Below are 12,188 nucleotides of genomic sequence, written 5' to 3'. Positions count from 1 at the left end.
GGCCTAAACTATATTGCATTGCAGCAACAACGTTTCGGGACGGATGCTTTGCATCGGCCCAATGGGAGAATTTATGAACTTTCTCGCTCATCCTTTGCTGCCGGGCAGCCCGCTGAAAAACCTGTGGCCAGGAGCGTCTGATCAAATAGCTCCATTCCCGGTCGGCGAGGCCTTTACTAGCATGGTAGATCCGTTCGGATTCGGACGGGCTGCAGCTGGCTATTGGCGTGACAGTATTGAGCGTAGCGTCCTGTATTGGGATGTTATGCGCGAACGCGGAAATCAGTATCTTGAGCATATGGAGCAAACTAAGCCGAACGTGCTTGGGTTTGATACAGAGGTGCTTATTGATGGACGCACGCTTCCACATCCAACCAATTATGAGCTGCTGAGAGTTCTTCCTCCCAGCCATATTCAAATCGATCCTGCAAAACGACCGTTTGTTGTCGTAGACCCCAGGGCAGGTCATGGCCCTGGTATTGGCGGATTCAAGCCTGACAGTGAGCTTGGTGTTGCTCTAAAGGCTGGTCACCCCTGCTATTTTATTGGTTTTTTGCCTTTTCCCGAGCCGGGTCAAACCGTTGAGGATGTGGTAGAAGCGGAAATCGCGTTTTTGCGTCATGTTATCGCTCTACATCCGGAAACAGCTGAAAAACCAATGGTAGTGGGTAACTGCCAGGCGGGTTGGCAAATAATGATGGCCGCGGCACTTGAGCCGGATGTGTTCGGTCCGATTCTTATTGCCGGTGCGCCACTGTCTTACTGGGCCGGGGAGCACGGTAAAGCGCCCATGCGCTACACCGGTGGCATGACCGGAGGAAGCTGGATTACTGCTTTAACTAGCGACATTGGTAACGGCCTGTTTGATGGTGCTTGGTTAGTACAGAACTTCGAACGCCTCAACCCAGCTAATACCTACTGGAAAAAGCAGTACCACCTGTATGACAACATCGATACCGAGTCCAAGCGCTATTTAGAGTTCGAGCGCTGGTGGGGTGGTCACGTTGTGTTAGGTGGCCAAGAGATTCAATATATTGTCGATAACCTATTTGTTGGTAATCGCCTCTCGACGGCTCAGCTAGTGACCCGCGATGGTCGCCGTATTGATCTGCGCAATGTGCGCTCACCTGTTGTTGTGTTCTGTTCGCGTGGTGACGATATAACTCCGCCGCCTCAGGCGCTGGGTTGGATTCGTGATTTATATGAAGGCGAAGAAGATATCATCGCCAACGAACAGACGATCGTGTACTGCATGCACGATACAACAGGGCACTTAGGGATTTTTGTTTCCGGTAGCGTGTCGCGCAAGGAGCATGCTGAGTTCACGGCTAACATGGATTATATCGACGTTATGCCGCCTGGACTGTATGAGACAACAGTCTCGCATGCCAGTGAGCGAGATGATGCGGAGTTGCTTGAGCGTGATTATTTGCTTGAGTTTACATCGCGTAATTTCGAGGAGCTGGATCAGGATGTAATGCATATCCCAGAGGATGATCGCCGGTTTGCAACGGTTGCACGTATTTCTGAGATCAATCTTGGTTTCTATCGGTTGTACGTTCAACCCTGGGTGCAGGCTGTGATGACGCCAGAGGCCGCACGCTGGATTCGTCGTATGCATCCTATCCGGTTAGGCTACAAGCTTCTATCTGATCGTAATCCGCTAACGGTTCCGTTGCCGGTGATGGCTGAAGCAGTGCGCAGTCATCGTCAGCCAGTGGGGCAAGATAATGTTTTCAAAGCATTAGAAACGATGTGCTCTGATCAAATCGTCGCCAACCTAAATGCCGTGCGTGATTTGCGCGATAGCACGATAGAGCGGCTGTTTATGGACATATACGGGCAGCCTCTATTACAAGCAGCGGTAGGTTTGTATGGCGATGCCCATGTGCATCGTCGTCGTCCTGGAGCTGAGCCAGAGCACCAACGTTTTGTTGAAAACCGCAAAAATGAGCTGCGCAATAACATAGCTAAGGGTGGCCCCCACGAGGCGGTCATGCGGTCGGTTATCTATGTGTTAGGCGGAACGCCAGCGACCGATGAGCGCAATTTTAAACGGTTACGTGCTTCCCGTGCTGAGCTAGAGCCTGGTTCAACCTTGAGTGAATTTAAGCGTTTGGTGCGTGACCAGTTCTTTATCTTGAAATTAGATCGTGAGCGAGCGCTATCGTCATTGCCCGAGCTATTAAAAGGGCAAAGCAGCAGTGACATCGATGGTCATATTGAACACCTTGAGCATGTGTTCGCCGCAAGTGGTGAGTTGTCCGAGCACGCAGCAGAGCGTTTTGAACAGGTGAAGACACTGTTTGATCAGGCGAGGCCGCAGCAAGCTACTCAACCAAAAGCTACTCAACAAAAAGCCTTGAGCGAACCAGCTACTGACACTAAGCAAGCAGGTGACCAGAAGGCGGCTATTGATACGCAAACCGCTGCAAGCGCTCCAGCTGAAAGCGTGTCGACAGAGAAAGTATCGACGGAAAAGGATACTACCCAGCGTGCTGCTACCGAAACGGTGCCTGCTTCTAATAATGTAGCAGCAGATGCAGCTAAAGAAGCAAACAAGCCTCAGCCGAGAGCGGCGTCGCGTAGGAAGCCACCGCGCAAGCGCTAAGTGTTGTAACGTTTGTCTACGCCCCTGTTTTGATACAGGGGCGTTTTTTTGTTTGCTTATTTTGGGTTGCCGTCTGCGTATTGGCAGTCTAGTGTCTAGCTACTTCATTATGAAAAATAATACGGATAGACACCTCGTGGTTCCGCAATAGTTTGTTACTTATGCGTCGCTTGTTACTGGCGCTTGTTGCGGGCCTGGGGTAGGGTAGGCGCATTTTTCTCATGGTCGTCAAGTGATAACGACAGGCGACAACGTATTCAGAGCATAGGCGATAGCGCCTGAGCATTAGGAAAGTGGAGCACTATGGGCAAGTCACTGGTCATCGTCGAGTCGCCTGCGAAAGCGAAGACGATCAATAAGTATCTCGGCAACGATTTCATCGTCAAGTCGAGCGTGGGTCACATCCGTGACCTGCCGACCAGCGGCTCAGGTAAGGCAGCCTCCGACCCGAAGGAGCGCGCTCGCCAGGCTGCGGCAACACGCAAGATGTCGGCGGAAGAGAAAGCAGAGTATAAAAAACGTAAGGCCCATGATCAGTTAATTCGGCGGATGGGCATCGACCCGGATAACGGCTGGGAAGCGCGCTATGAAGTGCTCCCTGGTAAAGAAAAAGTCGTCTCTGAATTAAAGAAGCTGGCTGAAAAAGCGGATGCTGTTTATCTCGCAACGGATTTGGACCGCGAAGGGGAAGCAATTGCCTGGCATTTGCGCGAAACGATTGGTGGTGATGACAGCCGCTATAAGCGCGTTGTATTTAATGAAATAACCAAAAATGCCATTCAGGATGCGTTTAAGTCGCCAGGGGCGCTAAATATTCCCCGGGTGGAAGCTCAGCAAGCGCGCCGCTTCTTAGACCGTGTTGTTGGTTTTATGCTTTCACCGTTGCTGTGGGCCAAGATTGCCCGGGGCTTATCAGCAGGCCGTGTTCAGTCGGTCGCGGTTCGCCTGATCGTTGAGCGTGAACGAGAAATTCGTGCGTTTATTCCTGAAGAGTTTTGGGATGTCCATGCAGATCTCGCTTCTCCAGAGGGTGAGCTAGTCAGGTTTGCGTTGGTGCGTCAGGATGGCAAACCTTTCCGTCCTACCTCTGAAAAGGACACGCTGGCACGCATTGAGCAACTGCGCAAAGCCAAGCTTGCGATTACCTCCCGTGAAGACAAACCGACAAGCTCCAAACCTACCGCGCCGTTTATTACCTCAACGTTGCAGCAGGCTGCCAGTGGTCGGTTAGGGTTCTCTGTTAAGAAAACCATGACCATGGCCCAGCGCCTCTACGAGGCTGGCTACATTACCTACATGCGTACCGACTCCACCAATCTTTCAAAGGATGCGGTAGAGAGTGTTCGCTCGTTTATTGGTGATGAGTACGGTGCACGCTATTTGCCAGAGTCTGCTAATCGCTACAGCAGTAAAGAGAGCGCCCAGGAAGCCCACGAGGCGATCAGGCCCTCTAGCGTTGAGCGCAAGGCAAGCGATCTCTCTGGTATGGAGCGCGACGCAGAGCGCCTCTACGAGCTGATTTGGCGTCAATTTGTGGCCTGTCAGATGACGCCTGCTGAGTACCTTTCCAGTACGCTGAGCGTTGAGGTTGATGGCTACGACTTGCGCGCCAAAGGACGAGTGCTCAAGTTTGATGGTTACACGCGGGTGATGAAGCCATCGGGTAAAAATGAAGACCAAAGCCTGCCTGATTTACCGAAGGGTACGGCGATGGCGCTTGAAAAGCTTGACCCTCAACAGCACTTTACCAAGCCGGCTCCGCGTTACACGGAAGCCAGCTTAGTAAAAGAGCTCGAAAAGCAGGGCATTGGCCGTCCTTCTACCTATGCTGCCATCATTTCCACGATTCAGGATCGTGGCTATGTAAAGCTTGAAAATCGCCGCTTCTACGCTGAAAAGCTGGGTGATATTGTCACCGAACGACTGAAAGAGTCTTTCCCCGATTTGATGGATTATTCGTTCACGGCTCGAATGGAAGATAGCCTGGATGAAGTTGCGGAAGGTGAGCGTAACTGGCAAGCCTTGCTCGATGCTTTCTATGGTGAATTCAGCCAGGAGCTTAGCAAAGCCGAGAGCGACGAAGGAATGCGCCCTAATCAGCCAGTTCCTACCGATATTGATTGCCCAAGCTGCGGCCGTAAAATGCAGATTCGGACGGCCTCCACCGGTGTATTCTTGGGTTGCAGTGGTTATAACTTGCCGCCCAAAGAGCGCTGTAAAACCACCATTGATTTAATTCCTGGTGAAGAAGCTGTTGCAGAAGATGCGGGCGAAGAAGCAGAAACCAACGCACTCCGTGCCAAGCGTCGTTGCCAGAAGTGTGGAACTGCCATGGATAACTACCTCATCGATGAGGGGCGTAAACTGCATATTTGCGGCAATAGCCCTGATTGTGATGGTTATGAGGTGGAAGCGGGCAAGTTTAAAATTAAAGGCTACGACGGCCCTATTATCGAATGTGATAAGTGTGGTTCTGAGATGCAGCTTAAGTCAGGCCGATTCGGCAAATATTTCGGCTGCACCAACAGTGAATGTAAAAACACCCGCAAGTTGCTTCGTAGTGGTGAAGTGGCACCGCCCAAAATGGACCCCATTCCCATGCCGGAGCTGGCCTGCCAGAAGGTAGAAGATCACTACGTACTTCGCGATGGTGCCAGCGGCTTGTTCTTAGCGGCCAGCAAGTTCCCTAAAAACCGTGAAACTCGTCCACCGCTGGTAAAAGAGTTAAAAGCCCACGCCGACGAACTGCCGGAAAAGTATCACTTTATCTTAAAGGCGCCCAGCGAAGACCCGGATGGCCGTCCTGCGCAAATTCGCTATTCACGGAAAAATAAAGAGCAGTACGTGATGACCGATGAAGAAGGCAAAGCAACCGGCTGGAAAGCGACGTTTGAGGCGGGTAAGTGGCACGTGGAGGATAAACGCAAGTGAGCCCACGTTCTCGTACCAACCAACTGCTTTATCAGGCTGAGCTTTTGGTTGGTCTTCCAACAGGTGATGACGAACATGCTCAGGCTCGTCAAATGGCGATTGAAGAGAGCGCTTTGGCGCTCTTTGAACTGGCATTAAATTCGCTGCTCAAAGAAGTGACCGAGCATGCACGTCTTAACGAGCATGGCTGGCAAGTGCTCCTTAATGAGCAAGGCCCCGCCGTTGCTGAACTGCAACGCTTAAGAGATTTGTTGCACCAGCCGGATAGCTGGTTGCACTGGTTGATAGGACACGTTGAGAAGCTGCACAGTGACGAAGGGGTCAGTAAGCGCACCGTACAGAACCCCTCAATGATTGCTGTCGGCAGTCAAGAGAGTGTTGCTGACCAGCTGTTAGTTAACCTTCATGCTGCAAAGCGAGATATTGCAGCGTTACGTGAAACTAGCCAAGAGTGGTAATGCATGGCGAGCTGTTTGGCATCATGTTTACGTAGAATTATTGCTGGGTGATTGGGCTTTTTTGAAAGCGCTGACATTTGGTGTGAGAATAAGGTATAACAACTTCCACAAATGCTTTGTTGGCTGGTGATGCTGGCCTGTATAGAGAGCGATAATGATGCCTGTAGATCGTCGCCGTTTTTTAGCGTTGGCGCTGGGCTGGCCTGCTGTGGCCAGTGCAGCAGCTTCCGGTGCCTTAAATAATTATGAACCCACAGATCTGGTTGAGACGCTTCTTTCGCGTGCGAGTATTCCGCGTCACAGTAATGAACTATGGGTGTTAATTGATGACAAAGACGCCACGTTGAGTGTCTACCGTGGTAATGCATTGGTTGAGCACTACGCGCCCATATCCCTTGGGCGAGGCGGGGCGAAAACCCAGCGTGTCCGTGGTGATAACGTGACACCGCTTGGTGAGTTTCGAATTAATCGATTTAATTACGAAAGTCAGTGGCATATTTTTATTGGTATCGACTATCCTACGCCACCTCATGCGCGAATGGCGCTCGAAAAAGGCATTTATTCCCAAGCAGATTACGATGCTTATTTTGATCACTATCAGCGTCACGGCTCACCGCCTCAGAATACGGCGCTGGGCGGCGCCATTGGCATACATGGCATTGGTGAGGGTGATCCAGATATTCATGGCCGTTTCCACTGGACTCAGGGTTGTGTTGCTGTCACCAACGAGCAAATTGAGCGTGTTGCATCGCTGGTAGGTGTTGGCACTCGCGTAGTGATCCGATAGGCTATGTCGCTGAAGGAAGTTAAAGGTTTTAAATACGTGGCTATAGACAAGCGCTGTGGTCTATTATAAAACAGCGTTTGACTTGCGTGCATTGGTGTAATGCCATGGTACAAGTCGCTGTAAAGAACCTGCACCGCAGGTAGACAAAATTGAGCTAACGCTTTAGCCTTAAATTTGTCATACCCTTAACGTTGTACCCAAGGAAGACTCAAGGAGAACATTATGACTCTGAAGACTGCTCTGAAGATGACTGCCGCTGCCGCTTCTCTGGCAATTCTGGCTGGCTGTGCTTCTACCAGCGCCCTGGAAGAAGTTCGCATGACTGCTGAATCTGCACAGGCTGATGCCGCAGAAGCACGTAGCATGGCTTCACAAGCAATGAACACTGCTAACCAAGCTCAGCGCGACGCGCAAGCTGCTCTGCAGATGTCTCAGCAGAACCGTGAAGAAATGAACCGCATGTTCCAGCGTTCCATGCAGAAGTAATTCTGCCTGGGCTCTAAGTGTTATAACTTAGAGTTGCTGTAGATGTAAAAAAACCCCGCCTCGGCGGGGTTTTTTATTTTGACTAAGGTTATGCCTCTTCCTCGGCTTGTGTCGCTGTGGTGAGCTCAATTTCTTCGAATAATCCATCAAGCTCGACAGGCTCTTCAGTAGGCGTTGGCGCTGGTGCCTGGGGGCCATAAAGCGCTATAAGACGACCATCCGGGTTTTCCACCGCAAGTTTTACCTGGGCATAGTCAATTTCTGCTTGGTCTTCAGCAAGTTCGCTTACTCGTTCGATGGCGTTGAGTAGTGGCTCAAAATCGCCAACGTTTTCTTCAAGCTGAGGGTAAGACTGAACGAATAGTGTGCCGTCTGCTGCCCAGCCTGCTTTAAACGGTGCATCCATCAAGTTAACCTGCGTGCCGCTAGGCATGCGCTCATAGAGCGACTCAATATCTTCAGGGTACATGCGAATGCAGCCGCGGCTAACTCGCATGCCCACGCCTTCAGGGCGGTTGGTGCCATGAATCAGGTAGCTAGGCATCGCCAGCAATATAGCGTGACGCCCCAGTGGATTGTTGGGGCCGGCAGGCACAATAGAAGGTGCTGGCTCGCCACGTGCAGCGGCTTCGCGACGCATAGAGGCTGGCGGCGCCCAGGCAGGATCTTTTACCTTCACTGTCGTGCGGGTAATGCCGACCGGTGTAGCAAATTCCTCACGGCCAACACTGACAGGATAGGTTTCAACAATGCCGGGATTGTCAGCTGGATAATAATAAAGCCGCAGTTCAGACAGGTTTACCACCACGCCTTCGCGGGGGGCGGGGGGTAAAATATAGCGCGCCGGTATAACGATTTCTGTGCCTTCCCCAGGTACCCACATGCTGACGCCTGGGTTGGCCATACGAATCTCTTCGTAGCCAATGTTATGGCGTCGTGCGATATCGATGAGAGTATCTTCAGGGTCTTCTACGACGACGGTGTAGTGTTCTCCAATAATGTCGCCTTCTTCAGGAAGGCGAAAATGGCCGCGGGGGAGTTCTCTTTGCTCTGCGGGTTGGTCAGCGCTGGTCAGCGTCTCTTCTGAAGGAGAGGCAGCGCTTTCAGCCGCGTCAGTTGACTGCTGTGCATAAATGGGGGTGGAGAGACTTGCTGTCAGTAAGACAGCTAAGCTTGTCGGGCCCCAGGCGTTATATAGCTTACGAATATTCATGGTGGTTCCTAATAAATGTATGCGCCACATTACTGCAAACTAGCATTGTCGTGGGCGGCAGTTAAAGGGCCGTGCGTAGGGCTTTCATACAAGTTTGCCCCAAGGTTCACGCCGCCGCTACTTTTTGATTGAGTGTTGTCAGCAAAGCTTCGACTTTGTCAAAACGCTGTTCGGTAGTTTCCATTGGGAATTCAAATCGTAAAGTGTCTGAGCCATCCAATCGGTAGTGCTGTGGCGATTTTTGAATGAGGGTCACAAGCGTTAATGGGTCGACCTGAGTTGTGCTGTTGAAAAGAACTCGTCCACGGTTTTCACCGGCTTCAATCCGCGCTACGCCTAGTTGTTCAGCGCGCTGGCGGAGTCTGGTCTGGCGTATCAGGTTCTTCAAGGGCTGAGGAAGGAGTCCAAAGCGATCAATAAGCTCGACTTGTAGTTCCTTAAGCTCAGCGTCGCTCTGGGTATTGGCGATACGCTTATACATCACCAGGCGCTGCTGTACGTCGTGAAGATAGTCATCTGGAATCAACGCTGGCAGATTGAGGCTAATCTCGACGCCGGTGTTGAAGGGGGCATCAATATTAGGTGTTTTGCCTGCACGGATCGCCTTTACGGCACGATCCAGCATTTCCATGTAAAGCGTGTAGCCGATAGTTTCCATTTGGCCGCTCTGCTCGTCGCCTAACAGCTCGCCTGCGCCACGTATTTCCATGTCGTGGCTTGCTAGAGTGAAACCAGCGCCGAGATCGTCAGAAGCACTAATCGCTTCCAGGCGTTTCACGGCATCCCGTGTCATTGCCTTGGGGGGAGGTGTTAGTAGGTAAGCATATGCTTGATGGTGGCTGCGCCCAACCCGGCCACGCAGCTGGTGTAGCTGGGCTAGGCCAAACTTGTCGGCGCGCTCAATCAGAATCGTGTTGGCGCTGGGCACATCAATGCCAGTTTCGATGATGGTAGAGCACACTAGCACATTGAAGCGACGATGATAGAAGTCTGACATTACCCGCTCAAGGCTGCGCTCGGGTAATTGGCCGTGAGCAACAGCAACCCGCGCTTCTGGCACCAGTTCGCGGATTTGTTGGGCAGTGTTTTCAATCGTTTTAACTTCGTTATGCAAGAAGTAGACTTGTCCGCCGCGTAATATTTCACGCAGCAGCGCCTCTTTAATGACGCTGTCATCTCGCTGTTGCACAAAGGTTTTAACCGATAAACGCCGCGCAGGCGGGGTGGCAATAATTGAGAGGTCTCGGATGCCGCTCATGGCCATATTCAAGGTGCGCGGAATCGGTGTTGCGGTGAGCGTCAGAATGTCGATTTCGGCGCGCAGCGTTTTGAGTTTCTCTTTCTGCGCGACCCCAAAGCGGTGCTCTTCATCGATAATTAAAAGCCCCATTTTGGGCAGTTCAACGCTTTTAGATAGCAGTTTGTGGGTGCCGATTACGATATCGGTTTGGCCATTTTTGATGCTTTCCAAGGTTTGCGTCATTTCTTTGCCGCTGGTAAAGCGTGAAATAAGGCTAATATTCACAGCAGTGTCGGCAAAGCGGTCGCGGAAGTTTTCAAAGTGCTGGCGAGCTAACAGTGTGGTGGGCACAAGCACCACTACCTGGCGACCGGTCTGAACGGCCAGGAAGGCGGCACGCATGGCGACTTCGGTCTTACCAAAGCCTACATCGCCACACACAACGCGATCCATGGGCTGCGGAGAGATCATGTCGTTTATTACTGCTTCAATGGCTGCCTGCTGGTCAGGGGTTTCTTCAAACGGGAAGCTGGCAGAGAAGCGAACATATTCATCGCCCGGCGTATCATAAACGAACCCTTCCTGGGCCTCTCTCCGAGCATAAATGTCGAGCAGCTCGGCGGCAGTGTCGCGGATTTTCTCAGCCGCTTTACGGCGTGCTTTTTCCCACTGATCTGAGCCTAGTCGGTGCAGCGGGGCGAGTTCGTCATCGGCGCCGCTATAGCGAGAGATAAGGTGTAAGCTATCGACTGGGACATAGAGCTTGGCACCGTCGGCATATGAAAGCGCCAGGAATTCGTTAGCTTGACCGCCAGCTTCAAGGGTTTCCAGCCCCAGGTAGCGGCCGACGCCGTGTGCTTGGTGAACAACCGGTGCGCCTTCTCGTAATTCCGATAGATGGCGCACGGCCAATTCGTTGTCGTCGGTGGCCTTTTCTCGCCGTCTGCTCTGGCGTACTACATCGCCAAATAATTCAGTCTCGCTGATAACGGCAACGTTCGGCTCGGTAAGCCACAAGCCGCTACCTACCAAGCTCTCAGTGATGGCAATGTGATCAGTACTGCTTAAAAAGCCCTGGAAGCTGTCGATATGGGGCAGGTTTAATTTAAGCGGCGCCAGTACTTCTTCCAACGCTTCTCTGCGTCCCCGTGACTCGGCAACAAACAGTACCCTTGTAGCGTGCTGCTCATCCAGAAAAGTAGCCAGTTCGTTAAGGGGGTTTTTGGCCCGAGCGTTAATAGCCAGCGAGGGGAGTGCTTGGGCTTTTGGCTGCAGGGCATGGCGTTGCGTGTTGTCTTCGGTTAGCTCGATTCGGGGGCGAGCTTTGATCGCTGAAAAAACCTCATTAACGGGGATAAACGCGCGAGCGGGGGGTAACAGAGGGCGTGTTGGATCAACCCTTAAATTCTCATAGCGTGACTCAATAGACTGCCAGTGCTGCTCAGCGGCTTCGAATACCCCAGGCAGTAGTGCCACGCGGGTGTCATCGGTAACATGCTCAAATAAAGAAGCGGTTTCTTCGAAGAACAGTGGCAAATATTGCTCTAGACCCGGGGAGGGAATTGCTTTCAGTGCATCGTTATAAAGAGGGCACTGGCGTGGATCAACATCAAAAAGCGTTTCAAACTGTTCTCGAAAACAAGCAATGGCGCTGCGGCTGAGTGAGTACTCATGGGCAGGGAGTAGCTCAATCACATCGACTTTATTGGTAGAGCGTTGATTGCCAGGGTCAAAATGGCGTAGCGTATCGATTTCGTCATCGAACAAATCGATACGAATTGGTTCATCCATGCCCATGGCGAAAAGGTCGATGATTGCGCCGCGCATGGCGTATTCGCCAGGCTCGTAGACCGTTTCAACGGCACGATAACCCGCCCGCGATAGCGATTCGCGAAATGTTTCCCGATTTAGCGTAGCGCCCGCTTTTAGCGTCATAACGCGCCCAGCAATGTATGATACGGGAGATAGGCGCTGCATCAGCGTATTGATTGGCACCAGCACAATGCCGCGAACGCCATCCTGCAGTAAGCGCAGCGTGCGTAGGCGTGACGAGATGATATCCTGATGCGGGGAGAAGCTGTCATAAGGCAGCGTTTCCCAATCTGGAAAAGGTAGCACGGGAACATTGCTATAGAACGCCAGATCCTGTTCCAGGCGCTGCGCACTGGCAGTGTTCGGCGTAATCACCAATAATGGTGCGCTTAGCGCAACCTGAGCCAGAGCCAGGGCAGTTGCACTGCCCGGCGGCGCTGTCAGGTAAAGCGTATCGCGAATCCCTTTGGGCTGGGGTGGTTCGAGCAGAGAGAAAGAGGACATAGTCACGGTATCGTTTTGTGCTGAAACGGAATCTGGATCATACACGATCAGTACTTTCAGGCAGAGGCCTGTGCAAAGCAACTACTCGTTAAGTAAGTTTTGTGGTTTTGATGCACTATTGTGGTTTGTAGTCAATCCGCTTTTTC

General features: G+C 51.9%; 7 protein-coding genes. 5 read left to right on the top strand and 2 right to left on the bottom strand.

From position 1 onward, the window contains the following. Positions 1-73: 73 nt before the first annotated feature. The 5 genes from HVE01_RS09685 (at position 74) to HVE01_RS09665 (ending at position 7,273) form a co-directional block, all read left to right on the top strand. Positions 74-2,611: a DUF3141 domain-containing protein gene (locus tag HVE01_RS09685; protein ID WP_146943802.1), complete on the top strand. Its 2,538-nt coding sequence runs from the start codon at positions 74-76 to the stop codon at positions 2,609-2,611. Positions 2,612-2,914: 303 nt separating this feature from the next. Further along, positions 2,915-5,542: a type I DNA topoisomerase gene (topA, locus tag HVE01_RS09680; RefSeq protein WP_125747327.1), complete on the top strand. Its 2,628-nt coding sequence runs from the start codon at positions 2,915-2,917 to the stop codon at positions 5,540-5,542. After that, complete coding sequence (locus HVE01_RS09675) at positions 5,539-6,000, top strand: DUF6586 family protein (RefSeq protein WP_125747329.1); 462 nt, start codon at positions 5,539-5,541, stop codon at positions 5,998-6,000. The genes topA and HVE01_RS09675 overlap by 4 nt, the downstream gene beginning before the upstream one ends. 154 nt (positions 6,001-6,154) lie before the next feature. Continuing rightward, on the top strand, positions 6,155-6,787 hold the full coding sequence (locus HVE01_RS09670; RefSeq protein ID WP_146943800.1) for a L,D-transpeptidase family protein: 633 nt from the start codon (positions 6,155-6,157) through the stop codon (positions 6,785-6,787). 222 nt (positions 6,788-7,009) lie between these two features. Then, positions 7,010-7,273 (top strand): Lpp/OprI family alanine-zipper lipoprotein, encoded by a 264-nt coding sequence (locus tag HVE01_RS09665; RefSeq protein WP_009723517.1) that lies wholly within the window; start codon positions 7,010-7,012, stop codon positions 7,271-7,273. Positions 7,274-7,361: 88 nt separating this feature from the next. On the opposite strand, the gene HVE01_RS09660 is transcribed toward HVE01_RS09665, so the two are convergent. Together HVE01_RS09660 and mfd are read right to left on the bottom strand one after the other, a co-directional pair. Then, entirely contained in the window at positions 7,362-8,486 is a 1,125-nt protein-coding gene (locus tag HVE01_RS09660; protein ID WP_146943798.1) for a L,D-transpeptidase family protein, read from the bottom strand. 106 nt (positions 8,487-8,592) lie between these two features. Continuing rightward, on the bottom strand, positions 8,593-12,042 hold the full coding sequence (mfd, locus tag HVE01_RS09655) for a transcription-repair coupling factor (RefSeq protein ID WP_186808831.1): 3,450 nt from the start codon (positions 12,040-12,042) through the stop codon (positions 8,593-8,595). Positions 12,043-12,188 lie beyond the last annotated feature (146 nt).

The sequence above is a fragment of the Vreelandella venusta genome (assembly GCF_007989605.1).
Lineage (GTDB): Bacteria > Pseudomonadota > Gammaproteobacteria > Pseudomonadales > Halomonadaceae > Vreelandella > Vreelandella venusta.
The sequence above is the reverse complement of the archived record's forward strand: the minus strand, read 5'-3'. Positions and strand labels throughout refer to the sequence as shown.